Annotated in this window: 17 protein-coding genes; 13 read left to right on the top strand and 4 right to left on the bottom strand. The window is 68.2% G+C overall.

Annotated features, from left to right (window positions below):
- Positions 1 to 4: 4 nt before the first annotated feature.
- On the top strand, positions 5 to 832 hold the full coding sequence (prmC, locus tag ACWF0M_RS23315) for a peptide chain release factor N(5)-glutamine methyltransferase (RefSeq protein WP_452237794.1): 828 nt from the start codon (positions 5 to 7) through the stop codon (positions 830 to 832).
- Between the two features lie 1,249 nt (positions 833 to 2,081).
- On the opposite strand, the gene ACWF0M_RS23310 is transcribed toward prmC, so the two are convergent.
- The 4 genes from ACWF0M_RS23310 to ACWF0M_RS23295 are packed head-to-tail and all read right to left on the bottom strand — an operon-like array spanning position 2,082 to position 7,750.
- Positions 2,082 to 2,969, bottom strand: coding sequence for an endonuclease/exonuclease/phosphatase family protein (locus ACWF0M_RS23310; RefSeq protein WP_452237793.1), 888 nt, complete (start codon positions 2,967 to 2,969; stop codon positions 2,082 to 2,084).
- On the bottom strand, positions 2,966 to 3,886 hold the full coding sequence (locus ACWF0M_RS23305; RefSeq protein ID WP_452237792.1) for a hypothetical protein: 921 nt from the start codon (positions 3,884 to 3,886) through the stop codon (positions 2,966 to 2,968). The genes ACWF0M_RS23310 and ACWF0M_RS23305 overlap by 4 nt, the downstream gene beginning before the upstream one ends.
- Before the next feature lie 19 nt (positions 3,887 to 3,905).
- On the bottom strand, positions 3,906 to 6,707 hold the full coding sequence (locus ACWF0M_RS23300; RefSeq protein WP_452237791.1) for a BTAD domain-containing putative transcriptional regulator: 2,802 nt from the start codon (positions 6,705 to 6,707) through the stop codon (positions 3,906 to 3,908).
- 17 nt (positions 6,708 to 6,724) lie between these two features.
- Positions 6,725 to 7,750 (bottom strand): adenosine deaminase, encoded by a 1,026-nt coding sequence (locus tag ACWF0M_RS23295; protein ID WP_452237790.1) that lies wholly within the window; start codon positions 7,748 to 7,750, stop codon positions 6,725 to 6,727.
- Between the two features lie 110 nt (positions 7,751 to 7,860).
- On the opposite strand from ACWF0M_RS23295, the gene ACWF0M_RS23290 reads away from it, so the two are divergent.
- The 12 genes from ACWF0M_RS23290 to ACWF0M_RS23235 all read left to right on the top strand — a co-directional run bounded on the left by ACWF0M_RS23290 (position 7,861) and on the right by ACWF0M_RS23235 (position 17,839).
- Complete coding sequence (locus ACWF0M_RS23290) at positions 7,861 to 8,631, top strand: L-threonylcarbamoyladenylate synthase (protein WP_452237789.1); 771 nt, start codon at positions 7,861 to 7,863, stop codon at positions 8,629 to 8,631.
- A complete protein-coding gene (locus ACWF0M_RS23285; RefSeq protein WP_452237788.1) occupies positions 8,631 to 9,749 on the top strand; it encodes a glycosyltransferase family 4 protein in 1,119 nt (372 codons plus the stop codon). Before ACWF0M_RS23290 ends, ACWF0M_RS23285 begins: the two co-directional genes overlap by 1 nt.
- 204 nt (positions 9,750 to 9,953) lie before the next feature.
- On the top strand, positions 9,954 to 10,418 hold the full coding sequence (locus ACWF0M_RS23280; RefSeq protein ID WP_452237787.1) for a hypothetical protein: 465 nt from the start codon (positions 9,954 to 9,956) through the stop codon (positions 10,416 to 10,418).
- 90 nt (positions 10,419 to 10,508) lie between these two features.
- Positions 10,509 to 10,724 (top strand): AtpZ/AtpI family protein, encoded by a 216-nt coding sequence (locus ACWF0M_RS23275; RefSeq protein ID WP_130387318.1) that lies wholly within the window; start codon positions 10,509 to 10,511, stop codon positions 10,722 to 10,724.
- 106 nt (positions 10,725 to 10,830) lie between these two features.
- The gene (atpB, locus tag ACWF0M_RS23270) at positions 10,831 to 11,613 is read left to right on the top strand and encodes a F0F1 ATP synthase subunit A (RefSeq protein WP_452237786.1); all 783 of its coding nucleotides are present in this window, start codon (positions 10,831 to 10,833) and stop codon (positions 11,611 to 11,613) included.
- 94 nt (positions 11,614 to 11,707) lie between these two features.
- Complete coding sequence (gene atpE, locus ACWF0M_RS23265) at positions 11,708 to 11,929, top strand: ATP synthase F0 subunit C (RefSeq protein WP_198682801.1); 222 nt, start codon at positions 11,708 to 11,710, stop codon at positions 11,927 to 11,929.
- 30 nt (positions 11,930 to 11,959) lie between these two features.
- A complete protein-coding gene (locus ACWF0M_RS23260; RefSeq protein WP_452237785.1) occupies positions 11,960 to 12,532 on the top strand; it encodes a F0F1 ATP synthase subunit B in 573 nt (190 codons plus the stop codon).
- Entirely contained in the window at positions 12,532 to 13,329 is a 798-nt protein-coding gene (locus tag ACWF0M_RS23255) for a F0F1 ATP synthase subunit delta (protein ID WP_452237784.1), read from the top strand. The genes ACWF0M_RS23260 and ACWF0M_RS23255 overlap by 1 nt, the downstream gene beginning before the upstream one ends.
- 91 nt (positions 13,330 to 13,420) lie before the next feature.
- A complete protein-coding gene (gene atpA, locus ACWF0M_RS23250) occupies positions 13,421 to 15,058 on the top strand; it encodes a F0F1 ATP synthase subunit alpha (protein ID WP_452237783.1) in 1,638 nt (545 codons plus the stop codon).
- A 3-nt stretch (positions 15,059 to 15,061) separates the two neighbouring features.
- Entirely contained in the window at positions 15,062 to 15,973 is a 912-nt protein-coding gene (locus ACWF0M_RS23245) for a F0F1 ATP synthase subunit gamma (protein ID WP_452237782.1), read from the top strand.
- A 5-nt stretch (positions 15,974 to 15,978) separates the two neighbouring features.
- Positions 15,979 to 17,433: a F0F1 ATP synthase subunit beta gene (atpD, locus tag ACWF0M_RS23240; RefSeq protein WP_452237781.1), complete on the top strand. Its 1,455-nt coding sequence runs from the start codon at positions 15,979 to 15,981 to the stop codon at positions 17,431 to 17,433.
- Between the two features lies 1 nt (position 17,434).
- Complete coding sequence (locus ACWF0M_RS23235) at positions 17,435 to 17,839, top strand: F0F1 ATP synthase subunit epsilon (RefSeq protein ID WP_452237780.1); 405 nt, start codon at positions 17,435 to 17,437, stop codon at positions 17,837 to 17,839.
- Positions 17,840 to 17,856: the final 17 nt, after the last annotated feature.

The raw sequence follows: 17,856 nt of genomic DNA, 5'->3' as shown, positions 1-17,856 counted from the left end.
CGCAGTGAGCAGCAAGACTCTGGTCTCCGGGGCGGCCGCGCGGCTGCGGGAGGCGGGGGTCGCCTCGCCCGAGTTCGACGCCGCCGAACTGCTCGCCTTCGTCACCGGTTCCAGTCGGCTGAACCTGCGTGAACCGACACCTGACCAGCAGGTTCAGTACGACGCCTTGATCGCGCGACGTGCCGCTCGGGAGCCGTTGCAGCACCTGACAGGTACGGCGGCGTTCCGGTACCGGGAGTTGGCGATCGGGCCCGGAGCATTCGTGCCGCGGCCGGAGACCGAGGTGATGGTCGGCTGGATCCTCGAGCGGATCGCCGGTGTTCACAATCCGTTGGTGGTCGACCTTTGTACCGGGTCCGGGGCGATCGCGGGTGCGGTCGCGACCGAGCGTCCGGACAGCACGGTGCACGCGGTCGAGCTGTCGCCGGACGCGGTCGCGTGGGCTCGCCGCAATCTCGAGGGCACGGGCGCGATCCTGCACGAGGGGGACATCGACGGGTGCCTGCCGGAGCTCGACGGTCAGGTGGACGCGGTGATCTCCAACCCGCCGTACATCCCGTTGACCGCTTGGGAATCCGTGACCGCCGAGGTCCGCGACCACGACCCCGCGCTGGCACTCTGGTCCGGCGACGACGGCCTCGACGAGATCAAGGTCGTCGCCGCCACGGCAGGCCGCCTGCTGAAGCCAGGCGGCTGGTTCGCCTGCGAACACGCCGACGTCCAAGGCGAATCAGCCCCCGCCGTCTTCGCCGCCACCACCCTCTTCACCGAAGTCCGCGACCACCCCGACCTATCCACCCGCCCCCGCTTCACCACCGGCCGCCGCATCTAACCACCCACCGCACCACGCACCGCTCCCACGCACCGCACCACCGCCTGCACCGGGCCACCGTCCGGAGCATCCACCGCCCCGTCCGTCCCGCCGGCCGGCCCCGGCCGGGCGCGACGAAAGCCCTCGCACGCGAGGGGATATCCGGCGGTGGGTTCTCCGTTGGTATACGAGGGGAGAAGCCAACAGAGCAAGGGACATCCGGGTCTTCTGTGCGATGTGTGGGTGGTCGTCGCCCCACCAGGGGCCCGGGACAGGTTGTGCGGGGCGGCTGCCCACCACGCGGGCTCACCCGTGAATGACGGAGGTCGGTGGGGAGAACTCCTGTTCGATCCGCGCCAATCCTCCGGAGCGGGGAAACAAAGTTGCACGGAACGACGATTTCTTTCCCCGCCGCGCCGGCTCACGCGGGCCGCCCGTGCGGCCTCAGGTCGAGTCGTGGCGTTTGGTTGCCCCTCGACACCGCGAGTCGTGAATCGAGGCTGCAGGTGACCGCCAATGCCCACGACTCGACGGGGCAGCACCTGTCAAGCGGCGGACCCGCGATGAACCCGGGGCGATACCGGCAGGCATTGACCCGCGGACCTGGCAAACCAACCGTTATCCCCTCGAGTTGTGGGTTCTCTCCTGGCGTTCTAGGGGAGAACCTCTAACACGAGGGGTTATCCGGCCCTGTGCCCGGCTGCCGGGTCACCTGGCGCCGCCCAACTCAGCCCAGCCGACCCACACCTGCGTCACAAGACCGGATATCCCCTCGCGTTGGGGGTTCTCTGCTGGTGTACGAGCAGAGAACCCACTATTCGAGGGGATATCCGTTCTTCTGCCTGAGGTGTGGGTGTGGTGGTGCCGGCTGGGTGATCGGGTTGGTGGTGGCGTGGTGGCGGGGTGATGTGCAAGGTCGACAGGTAGTGCACCGGCGAGACGGTGTACGCGCGGGCACGTTCACGCTCAGGTGCACTACCCGGCCGCCCGACATCTCCTGTCGAGCTTGCACATCACGCCGAGCCCGGTACCGCCCTGGGACCTGTCGACCACCCACACATCGGTCACAAGAGCCATATCCGGTCTTCTGCCGGATGTGTGGGTGTTGGCGCCGGCTGGGGATCGGGTTGGTGGTGGCGCGGCTGCTCGCGGTCGGCGGGATGTGCACGCTCGACAGGTAGTGCACCGGTGGGACGGTGTACGCGGGGGCGCGTTTACGCTCAGGTGCACTACCCAATCGGCCGACACCTCCTGTCGAGCCGCGGATTTGTCAGCGGGTGAAGCCGGGGCGGGGCGCTCTGGGGGTGGGGCGGGTGGGTGGTCTGGTGAGGTCCTGTTCGCGGATGCGGCCGGTCGCCGGTGCCTCTAGGGAACGGCGGGTGAGGCGGCAGACGACCGGGAAATGATCCGCGCCCGGCACCTGCACGACCTCGACCCCGCGCGCGACCAGGTCCGGTGTGGAGAACAGCCGGTCGATCGAACGGCCGTCCGGGGTGGTGACGGGTGGCGGGTCGCCGAACGCGTCGACCAGACCGAGCGTCTCGCCGAAGAACTCCCGCGGGTTCGGCATGTTCAGGTCACCCGCCACCACCGCCCGACGGACACCGCGCGCCGCCAACTCTTCCCGCAGGTACGCCGTCATCTGCGCACCGAACTCCCGCCCAGGGCCCTCGCGATACGTGTACCCGACCGCCGAGGCGCTGCGGAACATGTGGATCGGACACACCTGCCCGCCCACGATGTCGACTGTACCGAGCGCCCCGAAGTCACCCCGCGCGACCAGGAACCCCTTCGGATGCGGGTCCATCGGTTCACGGGTCCGCCAGTGCAGGAAGTCGATGGACGGGTTCGGCAGGTCGATCCGCTCGAGCTCGGTCAGCGGGTACGTCGACGCGATCCCGACCCCCAGCCGCTCCACGCCAGGAATGTGCGAGTCCGAGAAACCGTGCCGCAGGTGCGACACCTTTCGCCCCGGCATGGCCGCCGCGGTCAGCCGTTCGAGCTGATCGCCGTCCGGGTCCAGTTCGGTCACGATCAGCACGTCCGGTTGCAGTCCTGCGAGCGCCTGCCCGAAGTCCGCCGTACGGTCGGCGGCGTGGTATCCGTCGGGGCCGACCAGCCGGCCGCCGGCGATGTTGGCGAAGGCGATCGCGATCATTCGTAGACGACCAGTTCTGGACGGGGTTTCAGGGACAGGACCTGGGCGGGGGTCATCAGGGGGCCGTGGCGGGTGTCTTCGGTGTAGAACAGTTTGAAACCGGAGTGGACCGACGGCGGGAGGGCCGTGGTGAGCTTGGTCCACGTCTTGAGCTTGTCCGTGCGTGCGCCGATCCCGTCGACGGACTTGATCGTCACCACGCCGGGATGCGCCTTCAGAGCGCTCTCGGCGGTGACGATCCGCAAGGACAGTTGATGGAACACGAACACCTTCTCCGGCAGGTCGTTCGCCTGCACCAGCCCCGAGAGGTACGCCGCGATGCTGTCGAGCTCCGCGCCCGTGGTGTGCCCGAACACCCGACCCGGCACCTGGTTCGGGCCGACCGCCCACTCGGGGTCGAATGCCAGCCCGACATCCGGTTCCTTCAGCCACCGCTCCAGCCGCTGCACCTCGGGCAGGATCTTCGCGCGTCCGGGCTGGATGTCGAGCAGCAGCAGCATCTTGTGCTTCCGCGCGACCGCCAGGTACTGCTCGATCTTCGCGTCGTCCAGCCGCCCGTGGTACATCCCGTCCTTGCCGCGCGATCCTCTCGCGACGACCGCGATCAGCTCCAGCGCGGGCAATGGCGTCCGCCCTGCTGCGTAAGCGCGTGACAGCTTGTCCAGCTTGGCCGCCTTCGCGTCCAGGTCCTTGTCCAGCGGCCCCAGTGCAGGTGAGCCCGGCAGTCCGACGTACGCGACGAGCTGGTACTTCGGGAAGATCACTCGCCCACCGCGCGGCAGTCCGTCCGGTGCTGGTGGGGGAGTGGGGCTGGAATGCGCAGTCGTCGGAGGTGGCGCGGCCGGTGCGGGTTTGTCGTCGCTGCACGCCACCAGACCCAGCAGTACGACGGCCAGCGCCACACAGACTCTCCGCACCGCACAAGCCAACCACACCTCATGCGGCGTGGGCGGTCCGTTCCAGTCCACTGGCTGCCCGCTGCACCATCGACTCCGGGCCCTCATCCAGCACTAGCTCCAGTGCACGCGCGAAATGCGGTCGTGCCTGCGTCAGATCGCCCTTCGCCAGCAAAGTCTCGGCCAGCCGCAGGTGCGCGTTCTGCTGCGACTGCTTCGAATCACTCTCCAACGCCAGCTCCAGCGACCTGCGTCCGACGTCGATCGCCTCGGCCCACTGACGCTGGCGCGCGTACGCAGTACCTAGGAACGCGTACGTGTAGATGAGGCTGTAGTCGGCTCCCCGCTCCACTCCGAGGTCTCTGGCCGTCGTCAGAGCTCGCACAGCGTCGTCCACACGGTCTAGCTCGAGCAGGCACTCACCGATCCCGTTCAGCACCTCTCCCCGTACGGCGGGATCACCCAGCTCCAGCGACTCCTGGTACGCCGATAGCGCCCGAGTGAACTCCCTGCGGTCGCCGTACGTCACCCCGAGGTACGCCAGCACCCGTGAGGCGATGCCGGCGTCACCAGCGTGCCGAGCGACCTCCAACGCCTCATCGAGTACGCCGATCGCCTCGTCGTCGGGATGCAGTTTCGCCAGGCTGTAGCCGATCGACGCGAGCAACCGTGCCCGCAACGCCAGGTCCGCGTCCTGCGGCAGCCGGTCGCGTGCGTCCTGTAGCGTCCGCAGACTCGCCTCAGCGCCGCGGCGGTAGCGCCCGAGGCTCCCGATCGACAACAGCACCCGTGCCTCCGTCGATGGATCCGGCGCAGCGCGCAGTGCGAGCTCCAGCGCCTCGTCCATCTCGTAGACGCGTCCGCGTTGGTAGAAGCAGGGCGCCACAGCCAGACCGAGCCGCCACGCATGCTCCGGCGAGGAGTCCGCGAACCGGATCGTCGCCAGCACGTTCGCACCCTCTGTATCGATCCACTCCAGTCCGTCGGACGCCGAGGTGAACTCAGGCAACCGCACCGGGACCGGCTCCGGCAGCGGTTGCAGCTGGCTGCTGAAGATCGCCGTACTCGCGGCTGCTGTCGCGTAGAGGTAGTAGTCGAGCAAACGCCGTACTGCGTCCGGCTCGGGCTCCAGCGTCCGTGCGTACTGCCGCAGCAGGTCGTGGAACTGGAAACGGCCAGGATGCAGCTGCAGCAACAGGTTGGCGTCGACGAGCTGCTCCAGGAGGTCCTCCGCGTCAACCGGGTCCACGTCGGCCAGTGCGGCCGCGGCGTACATGTCGACGTCCTGACCGGTCATGGCACCGAGCAAACGGAACAGGCGCTGCTGGTCCGACGGCAGATGCTCGTAGGACAAGGCGAACGCGGGGGAGACGCCACCGCTGTCCGTGCTGAGCTCGGCCAGCCGCCTGTCCTCGGCATCGAGTCGTTTGCTCAGATGCTCGATCGTCCAGCTCGGCCGATGCCGCAGCCGCGAACCAGCCACCCGGATTGCCAACGGCAGGTGTCCGCACTGGCTGACCACCCGGGCCGCAGCAGCTGTGTCACCAGCACGGTCCGGTCCGACGATCTCCACCAGTAGCGCCTGTGCGTCCTTTGGCCGCAGTACGTCGAGTGCGAGCCGAGCAGTCGCGTCCAGAGCGGTCAGCTGCCGCCGACTGGTTACCAGCACGCCACACTGCGGGCTCCCGGCCAGCAACGGCCGTACTGCGGCACTGTCGGGTGCATTGTCGAGTACTACGAGGATGCGCCGGCCTGACAACTCAGAGCGCCACAGTGCGGCCCGCTCCTCGAGGTCAGCGGGGATGCGGTCCGCCGACACCGACAGCGTGCGCAGCAAGCGATCCAGGGCCTGCAACGCCGGCACCGGCTCGTTGCCGGGCGTGTACCCGTGCAGGTCGATGAAGAGCCGTCCGTCCGGGTACACGTCCGCCAGCTGACGTGCAGCGCGTACAGCGAGCGCAGTCTTGCCAACACCCGCCATACCGTCGATCGCAACGACCGCAGGTCCTGGGGTGCGCAGTGCAGCGACCACCTGGGTCAGTACGTCGTCACGGCCGACGAACGTCGCACCGTCGTACGGGAGCTCGTCGGGGAGCGCCGGACGGGCAACTGGCTCGTCGTTGCGCAGAATGCGTTCGTGGATCGCCCGGAGCGCCGGACCGGGCTCGACACCGAGCTGTTCGACCAGCTCGGCCCGTGTCCGGGTGTAGGTGCCTAGCGCCTCAGAACTCCGGCCGCTGCGCCAGTACGCGAGCATGAGCTGTCCAGCGAACTGCTCACGCAGGCGATCAGCCTCGACCAGCGCGACCAGCTCGGGCACCAGGTCGCCGTACCGGCCGCGCTCCAGGTCGAGGTCGATCCGCTCCGCCAGCACCTTCAGCCGGCGCTCCGTGAGCCGGTGCCGCTCGACATTGACGTAGTGCCCGGGCAGGCCGCTCAACGGCTCACCCTTGAACAACGCAAGGGCTTCCGACAGGTTCTCTGCCGCTTCATCGAGGTTGTCGGTCGCATGTGCGGCGCTGACGAGCCGCTCGAACCTGGTCAGGTCCAGCGCGTCCGGAGCGATCCGCAGGCTGTACCCGTCCCGCGAGCTGACCAGCACGCCCTTCGGCAGCAACTGCCGCAACCGATAGGCGTACGTCGGCACGATCCGGGTCCCGCTGCTCGGTGGCGCGTCGTTCCACACGAGCTCGACCAACTCGTCGGCCGGCACCACCTGGTTCGGACGGAGCGCCAGCACAGCCAGGAAGGCCTGCTGGCGCAGCGGCCCGAGCTCCAGGCTGTGGTCGCCCGACCAGCCGCGCAGAGGACCCAGCAGGTCGAGCCGCAGGTCCTCCGTCACGGACGACAGTCTGTCAGCTACACCGCGTTCTCACCTAGGTAGGTATCGATCTCGGCCTCTAGAGCCGACTTCACCGAGTCCTCGGCGAACGACACCCGGACAGCGGTCTTGGCCAGCTCGCCGACCCCGGCCTCGTCCAGGTCGAGCAGGCGCGCCGCGACGGCGTACTCGCTGGTGAGGTCCGTTCCGAACATCGGCGGGTCGTCGGAGTTGATCGTGACGACCAGGCCGGCGTCGACCATCGCGCGCAGCGGGTGGACGTCGTACGACGCGACCGCACGGGTGGCGATGTTGGACGTCGGGCTGACCTCCAGCGGGATCCGGTGCTCGCCGAGGTACTCGACCAGCGCCGGGTCCTGCATGGTCGACGTACCGTGGCCGATCCGCTCGGCCTTCAGTACCCGGACCGCGTCCCAGATCGTCTCCGGACCGGTCGTCTCACCCGCGTGCGGGACGCTGTGCAGCCCGGCCGCGACCGCCGCCTCGAAGTGCGGCTGGAACTGCGGCCGCGGTACGCCGATCTCCGGCCCGCCGAGCCCGAACCCGACCAGGCCCTCCGGCCGGATCTTGGTCGCGATCCGCAACGTCTCGTCGGCGGCCGGGATCCCCGCCTCGCCGGAGATGTCGAAGATCCACCGCAGCACCAGGCCGAACTCCTTCTCGGCCGCGACCCGCGCGTCCTCGATCGCCTCGCAGAACGCCTCGGCGGCGATCCCGCGGATCACCGAGGTGTACGGCGTGACCGTCAGCTCGGCGTACCGCAGGTTCTGCTGCTCGGCCATCTCGCGGGCGACCTCGTAGGTCAGCAGCCGGACGTCCTCGGGCGTCTTGATCAGCTCGACGACCGACAGGTAGATGTCGATGAAGTGGGCGAAGTCGCTGAACTTGAAGTACTCGGTCAGCGCGGCCGGATCGGCCGGCACCGGGGAGTTCGGGTGCCGGGCGGCCAGCTCGGCGACGATCCGCGGCGACGCGGACCCGACGTGGTGGACATGCAGCTCGGCCTTCGGCAACCCGGCAAGAAACTCATGCGACACAGTCATGGTCGGGATCCTAAGGAGAACCGCCTCGGTTGTGCTGGAAAGCTGACAATCCGGTGTCAGCAACCGGCCCGGTTACAGTTCGGGCCTGCGTGAGTGGCACGATTCGGTGCGTGAGTGAGCGCTTCGACTTCACCGGGGACGAACTGGCACCGGCGTACCGCGCAGCGGTGGACGCCATCGAGGCCGGTGACCTGGTCGTGCTGCCGACCGACACCGTGTACGGGCTGGCCGCCGACGCCTTCAAGGCCGACGCGGTCCAACGGCTGCTGGACGCGAAGGGGCGCGGCCGGGACATGCCGCCGCCGGTGCTGATCTCGGTGGTCGAGTCGCTCGACGCGCTTGCCACCGACGTACCGGACAACGGCCGCAAGCTCTGCGAGGAGTTCTGGCCGGGACCGCTGACCGTCATCTGCCACGCGCAGACGTCGCTGATGTGGGACCTGGGGGAGACCCAGGGCACAGTCGCGCTCCGCGTGCCGGACCACGAGAACACCCGCGAACTGCTGTCCCGGACCGGGCCGCTCGCGGTCAGCTCCGCGAACAAGTCCGGTCAGCCGGCGGCGCTGGACGTGTACGACGCGGAGGAGCAACTGGGCGAGTCGGTCGCCGTGTACCTCGACGGCGGCGAGGTGACCGGAGGACAACCGTCCACCATCGTCGACCTCACCGGCGACACCCCCCGCGTGGTCCGCATCGGCGCCCTCACCCTCGACCAACTCCGCGCAGTAGTCCCCGAGGTAGCCGCAGAAGCCGACGAAACACCCGCAGAAGAAAAGCCGGAGGACGAGAAGCCGGCGGAGGACGAGCCAACCTCGGAGCCGGTTGTGGCGTCCAAGGTGGACGAGGTCAAGACCGATCCTGATGTGAGGCCTGCGGACTAGTGCGCGAGTACCTGCTGGTCCTGTTCGTGGCGATGGCCACGACCTTTCTGCTGACCGGCGTGGCCCGGCAGATCGCGTTGCGGTACGGCGCGGTCGCGAAGGTCCGGGCCCGGGACGTGCACAAGGTCCCGATCCCGTACTTCGGCGGCCTGTCCATCCTCGGCGGCCTGATCGCCGGGTACGCGGTCGCCAGCAACCTGCCGTTCCTCGGCAACAGCCTGCAGGTCGCGCACGACGCCCGCGCGATTCTGGTCGGCGGCGTGGTGATCTGCGCGGTCGGCGTGGTCGACGACCTGTACGAGCTGGACGCGATCACCAAGCTGGCCGGCGAGGTGCTCGCGGTCGGCGTACTCGTTGTCCAAGGCATCCAGTTGTACTGGCTCCCGCTACCCGGCGGCGTGATCTCGCCGTCGCCCGCGCAGCTCGCGGTCCTGACCGCGGGCATCCTGCTGGTGTCCTGCAACGCGGTGAACTTCGTCGACGGCCTGGACGGTCTCGCGGCCGGTGTGACCGCGATCGGCGCGACCGCGTTCTTCGTCTACTCGTACCTGCTGAACGTCCACGAGAACCTCGACCGGGCCACCACCTCGACCCTGATCACGGTCGCGCTGGCCGGCGCCTGCCTCGGCTTCCTGCCGCACAACTTCTTCCCCGCAAGGGTTTTCATGGGCGACTCCGGCGCCCTGCTGATCGGCCTGATGCTGGCCGCGTCGACGATCAGCCTGACCGGCCAGATGGACCCGAACGCGGTCCCGTACGAGGTCGGCGGCTCCAGCCTGCTGCCCGCGCTGCTCCCGCTGGTGCTGCCGATCGCCATCCTCGCGATCCCCGCGCTGGACCTGACGATGGCCTACATCCGCCGTACCAAGGCCGGCCGTTCACCGTTCGCCGCGGACAAGCAGCACCTGCACCACCGCCTGATGCAACGCGGCCACTCGCACCGCCGGGCCGTCCTGCTGATGTACCTGTGGACCGCCTTGATCGCGTACGGCGTGGTGGTCCTGGGACTCGTCCTCACTTGGTGGACGGCCCTCCTCGTCCTGGCCGTCGCGGTCACCGCGGTGCTGCTCACGACGGGTCTGCCGAGACGTTCCGGGAAACCGCTCGCCAAAGTCTGAGTCCCAGCTGAGAGGGACCAGACCACTCATCTGTGTGGCCTACCGATAAGGTGTGGCTGTACAGCGGCAGGGACCTCGTTTTGCTGACCGTGCAGACTTTGTGCTAGTTTTCACAAGCACCAGCGAAGTACAGCGACACCCCTGACCCCGCCCACCCGACGAGCTGGCCGCGAGACCAGCACGCCAGCAGGACGGAACCACCAGATGGCTCCTACGGCCCACAGCCCGAAACCCGCCGGACAAGCGACCAAGCACCCGGCGTTGGCGATGCTGCGTGGCGCTTTGGTCGCCGCGCTGGTGGTCGGCGTGAACGCCGCCGCCGTGTCCACGGTCGCCGCCGGAGTTCCCGGCCTCCTGGGTGCTCTGCTGGGACTGCTGACGGTCGTCGTCTTCTCCGGCGCCGGCCTGCTCGCCCTCCACCTTTCCCGCAAGACTTCCCCGACCATGCAGCTCGCCGTCGCGATGGCGAGCTACACCGGGCGGATCGCGGTCTTCGGCGGTCTGCTCGCGCTCGCGCTGAACTCCGACAGCCTGGCCAAGCATGTGAATCTGACCGTGCTGGGCCTGGTCGCGATGGTTGTCGTGATGGGCTGGATGGCGGGCGAGATCTGGGCCTGGTCCCGGCTCCGCGTGCCGATCTACGACCTCGACAAGGAGGTGACGGCGTGAGCACCCTCGGTAACGATTTCCCTGCTGTGGTGGAGATTACGGGGCCCGATGTGACCGTCGATGTCACCAACTGGTACGTTTCGGGTGCCAATGAGCGAGCATCAGGATCCGAAGCCATCACCCCCGAATTCGGGCGACGGCTGGCGGGTCCTGTCCTACTTGATCGGCGGTGTCCTGGTCTACGGGGGCATCGGCTTCGGGCTGGATCGCCTCTTCGGCACCGAATTCTTGCTTCCGGTGGGCATCGTCCTCGGTGCCGGGCTCACCATCTTGATGTTGCACTTCCGGTACGGGTCGCGGTCCTGACCTCGGATCTGATCCCTACCGGGTCTGACGTTGTTGACCGCCATGCCCTGAGCCGCCCTGCCCCCAACCAGGCGTCCGACTTGAGCACGACGCGAGAGGAGACCCGGTGACCGCCGGCGTTCCGACCGAGTTCATCCCACCCGGTCCACAGAACTTCGAGACCCCGCCGATCATCCACGGTGTCGACTGGTTCACCAAGCCCGTGCTGGTGGCCGCGCTGTCCGTCGTGGTGATCCTGTGGTTCTTCTGGGGTGCGTCCCGCAAGGCCGCGATCGTGCCGAGCAAGCTGCAGTTCGCGGGCGAGCTCGGCTACAACTTCGTCCGCAACTCCATCGCCCGGGACGCGATCGGCAGTGCCGACTACATGAAGTTCGTGCCGTACCTGACCGGCCTGTTCTTCTTCATCCTGCTGAACAACGTCGCCGCGACGATCCCGCTGATCCAGTTCCCGACGTTCAGCCACATCGGCTGGGCGTACGTGGCCGCGATCATGAGCTGGGTCATCTACAACGCGGTCGGCATCAAGAAGAAGGGCCTGTGGGGCTACTTCAAGCACCAGACCATGCCGGCCGGCGTGCCGATCTGGCTGATGCCGCTGATGATCCCGATCGAGTTCATCTCGAACATCCTGGTCCGGCCGATCTCGCTGAGCCTGCGGTTGTTCGCGAACATGTTCGCCGGTCACATCCTGCTGCTGGTGTTCGTGCTCGGCGGCGAGTACATGGTCTTCGAGTCCGGCAACATCGCGATCGGCGGTGTCGGCATCATCACCTTCCTGATGGCGCTGGCGATCGCCGGGCTGGAGCTGTTCGTCCAGGCCATCCAGGCCTACATCTTCGTCGTCCTCACCGCGCAGTACATCGGCAGCGCGATCGCCGACGAGCACTGATCCGCACCACCCGCAGTACTCCCAGACCCGTAGTAACGACAAACCCGGATAGCCGCTATCCGTACCGAAAGGAAACACCGCAATGGTGAGCAACATGGCTCTCGCAATCACCGGTGACATCGCCGTTCTGGGCTACGGCCTCGCTGCCATCGGCCCGGGTGTTGGCGTCGGCCTGATCTTCGCCGCCGTGATCAACGGCACGGCGCGTCAGCCCGAGGCTCAGAGCAAGCTGCAGTCGATCGCGTGGATCGGCTTCGGCGTCACCGAGGTGCTCGCGATCATCGGTATCGCCCTCGCCTTCGTGTTCAAGGGCTGACCCCTACCCCCTGACTGACAGGACCCAGACATGCTGACGTTAGTTCTGCCGCTGACAGCCGCCGCGGCCGAGGCGCCGAGCCCGCTGCTGCCGCACACGGCTGAGATCATCTTCGGCTTCGTCTTCCTGGTCCTGCTGGCCATCGCCTTCGCCAAGGTCGTCGTCCCCCGGTTCGAGAAGGCGTACGCCGACCGGACCACGGCGATCGAAGGCGGGATGGAAGCGGCCAAGCAGGCCCAGGCCGAGGCGAAGGCGGCTTTGGACAAGTACAACGCGCAGCTGGCGGAGGCTCGCCAGGAGGCTGCGAAGATCCGCGAGGACGCCCGCGAGCAGGGTGCGGCGATCATCGCGGAGATGCGCGAGCAGGCGAACGCCGAGGCCGAGCGGATCGTCACCCACGCCCGCGCGCAGATCGACGCCGAGCGGACGCAGGCGGTCGCCTCGCTGCGCGGCGAGGTCGGCTCGATGGCGACCACGCTGGCCGGCCGGATCGTCGGTGAGTCCCTCGAGGACGAGGCCCGGCAGCGCCGGACCGTCGAGCGGTTCCTGGCCGAGCTGGAATCCTCGGAGTCCGCCCGTCAGGCTGTCGGAACGGACGGCTGATGCGCGGCGCGTCGAACGAGTCACTCGCCCGGGCCGAACAGGTCCTGGCGGGTGCGACCCCGGCCGAAGGCCTGGGTGGCGAGCTGTTCTCGATCGCCAAGCTGCTGGACGGCAGCGGCGCGCTCCGGCGCGCTCTGACCGACCCGGCGCGGCCGGCCGCGACCAAGTCCGCACTGGCCGAACAGCTGTTCGGCGGCAAGATCTCCGCCCAGGCGTTGGAGATCCTGTCCGCCGCGGTGTCGGGTCGCTGGGTCAGCGGCCGGGACCTGGGTAACGCCCTGGACCAGCTCAGCGTCGAGGCCGAGGTGGCCTACGCCGACAGCCGGCGCAAGCTCGACGACCTCGAGGACGAGCTGTTCCGGCTGGACCGGGTGGTCGCCGCCGAGCGCGCCCTGGCCGAGAAGCTCGGCGACCGCGGCATCCCGGCCGAGCACCGGCAGGAGCTGATCCGCGGACTGCTGCAGGGCAAGGCCGACGCCACCACGGTGCGGCTCGCCGAGCGGGCCGTGGACGGCCGGGGCCGTGGGTTCGCGGCGTCGATGCGGTCCTACCAGGTCGCCGCGGCGGCCCGGCGGAACGCCAGCATCGCGACGGTGCGGGTGGCCACGGACCTGACCGAGGCGGAGCGCACCCGGCTCGCGACGGCGCTCGGACGGCAGTACGGCCGGGACATCCAGCTGAACGTGATCGTCGACGCAGGTGTGGTCGGCGGCGTCCGGGTGGACATCGGCGACGAAGTGATCGACGGAACCATCGCGGCCAAGCTCGACGACGCGCAACGGCGCATCGCGGGCTGAACCCCCTTAACGACATACAGCGGCGCTAAGGGTCGGGAAAGCCTCTTAGAGCCACAACAGGCCAGCAAGGGTCAAGGAAGCAGGAAACACAATGGCTGAGCTCACGATCAGGCCGGAGGAGATCCGGGACGCCCTGGATCGGTTCGTCACCGAGTACCAACCGGCCGAGACCGCCGCCGAAGAGGTCGGCACCGTGGTCGACGCGGGTGACGGTATCGCGCACGTCGAGGGGCTGCCCTCGGCGATGACCAACGAGCTGCTCGAGTTCGAGGACGGCACCCGGGGGATCGCGCTGAACCTCGACGTCCGCGACATCGGCGTCGTCGTCCTCGGTGAGTTCGACGGGATCGAGGAGGGCCAGCAGGTCCGCCGTACCGGTCAGGTGCTGTCGGTGCCGGTCGGCGAGGGCTACCTCGGCCGCGTCGTCGACCCGCTGGGCAAGCCGATCGACGGCCTGGGCGAGATCCAGGGCCTCGAGGGCGACCGCGCGCTCGAGCTCCAGGCCGCCGGCGTGATGCAGCGCCAGGAGGTCCGCGAGCCGCTGCAGACCGGTATCAAGGCGATCGACGGCATGATCCCGATCGGCCGTGGCCAGCGCGAGCTGATCATCGGCGACCGCAAGACCGGTAAGACGGCGATCGCGGTCGACACGATCATCAACCAGAAGGCGAACTGGGAGTCCGGCGACCCGAAGAAGCAGGTCCGCTGCATCTACGTCGCCATCGGCCAGAAGGGCTCGACGATCGCGTCGGTCCGCGGTGCGCTCGAAGAGGCCGGCGCGATGGAGTACACCACCATCGTCGCCTCCCCGGCGTCCGACCCGGCCGGCTTCAAGTACGTCGCGCCGTACACCGGCTCGGCGATCGGCCAGCACTGGATGTACCAGGGCAAGCACGTGCTGATCGTCTTCGACGACCTGACCAAGCAGGCCGAGGCGTACCGCTCGATGTCGCTGCTGCTGCGCCGCCCGCCGGGCCGCGAGGCCTACCCGGGTGACGTCTTCTACCTGCACAGCCGGCTGCTCGAGCGCTGCGCGAAGCTGTCGAACGAGCTCGGCGCCGGCTCGATGACCGGTCTGCCGATCATCGAGACCAAGGCCAACGACGTGTCGGCGTTCATCCCGACCAACGTCATCTCGATCACCGATGGCCAGATCTTCCTGCAGTCCGACCTGTTCAACGCCAACATCCGGCCGGCCATCGACGTCGGTATCTCGGTATCCCGGGTCGGCGGCGCCGCGCAGGTCAAGGGCATGAAGAACGTGTCCGGCTCGCTGAAGATCGACCTGGCGCAGTTCCGCGCGATGGAGGCCTTCGCGATGTTCGCGTCCGACCTGGACGCCACCTCGCGGCGGCAGCTCGACCGCGGTCAGCGCCTGGTGCAGCTGCTCCGTCAGCCGCAGTACTCGCCGTACCCGGTCGAGGACCAGATCGTCTCCATCTGGGCCGGTACCAAGGGCCACTTCGACGACGTACCGGTGAACGACGTGCTCCGCTTCGAGCGGGACTTCCTGGACTACCTGCGCCGCGAGAGCAAGGTGCTCGACGCGATCCGTGAGTCCGGGCTGTTCGGCGACGACGAGGCACAGGCCGTCACCGACGCGCTGAAGGCGTTCAAGCCGACGTTCCAGACCTCCGAGGGCACGCTGCTCGGTACCGAGGCGGAAGCCGAGGCGATGGACGAGGGCGACGTGGAGCAGGAGCAGATCGTCAAGCAGAAGCGGGGCTGACCGATGCCGGCCAATCTGCGGGAGCTTCGCGATCGCAAGGCTTCGGTCTCGACGATCAAGAAGCTCACCCGCGCGATGGAGCTCATCGCGGCGTCCCGGATCGTCAAGGCGCAGCAACGCGCCCAGGCGGCCGGTCCGTACTCGCGTGAGCTCACCCGCGCCGTGTCGGCGGTGGCGACGTTCTCGAACGTCGACCACCCGCTGACCACCGAGAAGGAGAACCCGCGCCGTGCCGCGGTCCTGCTGATCACCTCCGACCGCGGTCAGGCCGGTGCGTACTCGGCCAACGTGATCCGCGAAGGGGAGCGGCTGAACCAGCTGCTCCGCGAGGACGAGAAGCAGATCGTTCCGTACATCAGCGGCCGCAAGGGCATCGCGTACTACACGTTCCGGCAGCGCGAGGTCGCGCAGTCGTGGGCCGGTGACTCCGACAACCCGAGCTTCGCCCGGGCCCGGGAGATCGCCGACGCGCTGATCGAGGCCTTCCTGACCCCGACCGAGGAGGGCGGCGTGGACGAGATCCACATCGTCTTCACCCGGTTCGTGTCGATGCTGACCCAGCGCGCGGACGTGATCCGCCTGCTGCCGCTCGAGGTCGTCGAGGGCGAGGAAGCGCCGGCGGCCGACGACGTACTGCCGCTGTACGAGTTCGAGCCGTCCGCCGAAGAGGTCCTCGACGGACTGCTGCCGAAGTACGTCGCCAGCCGGATCCACTACTGCATGCTGCAGGCGGCGGCGTCGGAGCTGGCCAACCGCCAGCGGGCGATGAAGTCGGCGACGGACAACGCGCAGGACCTGATCGAGAAGCTCACGCGGGACCTGAACCAGGCCCGCCAGGCCCAAATTACCCAGGAAATCAGCGAGATCGTCGGTGGCGCGAGCGCGCTGGCCGACGCGAACGCCGGGAGCGAGTGAGAGAGATGACTGCCACGGTTACCGAGAAGAACAACGCGGCGGGTGCCACCGGCATCGGTCGCGTCGCCCGGGTGATCGGCCCGGTCGTCGACGTCGAGTTCCCCGCGGACGCGATGCCGGACATGTACAACGCGCTCGAGGTGGACATCACCATCGGCGACCTCACCCAGACGATCACCCTCGAGGTGGCGCTGCACGTCGGCGACAACATCGTCCGGGCGATCTCGATGAAGCCGACCGACGGCCTGGTCCGCGGTGCCGAGGTGCGCGACACCGGCGCGGCGATCTCCGTGCCGGTCGGCGACGTCACCAAGGGCCGGGTCTGGTCCGTGACCGGCAAGTGCCTGAACCAGGACGAGTCCGAGTTCGAGATCACCGAGCGCTGGCCGATCCACCGCAAGGCGCCGGCCTTCGACCAGCTCGAGTCCAAGACCGAGATGCTCGAGACCGGTATCAAGGTGCTCGACCTGCTCACGCCGTACGTGCAGGGTGGAAAGATCGGCCTGTTCGGCGGTGCGGGGGTCGGCAAGACCGTTCTGATCCAGGAGATGATCTACCGGATCGCCCACAACTTCGGTGGTACGTCGGTGTTCGCCGGCGTCGGGGAGCGGACCCGTGAGGGCAACGACCTGATCACCGAGATGGACGAGGCCGGCGTCTTCAAGGACACCGCGCTGGTGTTCGGCCAGATGGACGAGCCGCCGGGCACCCGGCTGCGCGTCGCCCTGTCGGCGCTGACGATGGCGGAGTACTTCCGCGACGTGAAGGAGCAGGACGTCCTGCTCTTCATCGACAACATCTTCCGGTTCACCCAGGCCGGTTCAGAGGTCTCGACGCTGCTCGGCCGGATGCCGTCGGCCGTGGGGTACCAGCCGAACCTGGCCGACGAGATGGGCGTGCTGCAGGAGCGGATCACGTCGACCCGGGGTCACTCGATCACCTCGATGCAGGCGATCTACGTGCCCGCGGACGACTACACCGACCCGGCGCCGGCGACCACGTTCGCTCACCTGGACGCGACCACCGAGCTGTCGCGTGACATCGCGTCGCGTGGTCTGTACCCGGCCGTCGACCCGCTGACCTCGACGTCGCGGATCCTCGACCCGCAGTACATCGGCCGAGACCACTACGACGTGGCCGTCCGGGTGAAGCAGATCCTGCAGAAGAACAAGGAACTGCAGGACATCATCGCCATCCTCGGTGTCGACGAGCTCTCCGAAGAGGACAAGATCACCGTCGCCCGCGCGCGCCGGATCGAGCAGTTCCTCTCCCAGAACACCTACATGGCGGAGAAGTTCACCAACATCCCGGGTTCGACGGTGCCGCTGAAGGACACCATCGAGTCCTTCAAGAAGATCGCCGACGGCGAGTGCGACCACATCGCCGAGCAGGCGTTCTTCAACGTCGGTTCGCTCGACGACGTCGAGCGCAAGTGGGCCGAGCTGCAGAAGGAAAACTGAGATGGCCGATGATTCCGCGAAGCACCTCGAGGTAGCCCTCGTCGCGGCGGAGCGGACGGTCTGGCAGGGACAGGCGAAGATCGTCATCGCCCGTACCACCGACGGTGACGTCGGTATCCTGCCCGGCCACGCGCCGTTGCTGGGCCTGCTGCAGGGCGGCACCGTCCAGGTGCGGACTGTCGACGACGAGTACTTCGTCGCGGCCGCGCCGGACGGGTTCATCTCGGTGGCGAACGACCGGGTCTCGATCCTGGCCGAGAACGCCGAGATGGGTCACGACATCGACCTCGAAGAGGCGCGTCGCGAACTCGAGCAGGCCTTGGCCACCGGCACCGACACCGATGTCGACGAGGACGAGGTGCGGCTCGCCGAGGCGCGAGTCCGGGCCGCCGAGCAGACGTCCTGATCGCACCTGCCATAATC

The organism is Kribbella sp. NPDC055110, assembly GCF_053607525.1.
This window is presented reverse-complemented; position numbering and strand designations above follow the sequence as displayed.

Excerpts from the sequence above, each read along its gene's own strand:
- atpD (WP_452237781.1), top strand. The coding sequence starts at position 15,979 with ATGACTGCCACGGTTACCGAGAAGAACAACGCGGCGGGTGCCACCGGC.
- ACWF0M_RS23260 (WP_452237785.1), top strand. The coding sequence starts at position 11,960 with ATGCTGACGTTAGTTCTGCCGCTGACAGCCGCCGCGGCCGAGGCGCCG.
- ACWF0M_RS23235 (WP_452237780.1), top strand. The coding sequence starts at position 17,435 with ATGGCCGATGATTCCGCGAAGCACCTCGAGGTAGCCCTCGTCGCGGCG.
- ACWF0M_RS23280 (WP_452237787.1), top strand. The coding sequence starts at position 9,954 with ATGGCTCCTACGGCCCACAGCCCGAAACCCGCCGGACAAGCGACCAAG.
- ACWF0M_RS23310 (WP_452237793.1), bottom strand. The coding sequence starts at position 2,969 with ATGATCGCGATCGCCTTCGCCAACATCGCCGGCGGCCGGCTGGTCGGC.
- ACWF0M_RS23275 (WP_130387318.1), top strand. The coding sequence starts at position 10,509 with ATGAGCGAGCATCAGGATCCGAAGCCATCACCCCCGAATTCGGGCGAC.
- atpE (WP_198682801.1), top strand. The coding sequence starts at position 11,708 with ATGGCTCTCGCAATCACCGGTGACATCGCCGTTCTGGGCTACGGCCTC.
- ACWF0M_RS23295 (WP_452237790.1), bottom strand. The coding sequence starts at position 7,750 with ATGACTGTGTCGCATGAGTTTCTTGCCGGGTTGCCGAAGGCCGAGCTG.
- ACWF0M_RS23255 (WP_452237784.1), top strand. The coding sequence starts at position 12,532 with ATGCGCGGCGCGTCGAACGAGTCACTCGCCCGGGCCGAACAGGTCCTG.
- ACWF0M_RS23245 (WP_452237782.1), top strand. The coding sequence starts at position 15,062 with ATGCCGGCCAATCTGCGGGAGCTTCGCGATCGCAAGGCTTCGGTCTCG.
- atpA (WP_452237783.1), top strand. The coding sequence starts at position 13,421 with ATGGCTGAGCTCACGATCAGGCCGGAGGAGATCCGGGACGCCCTGGAT.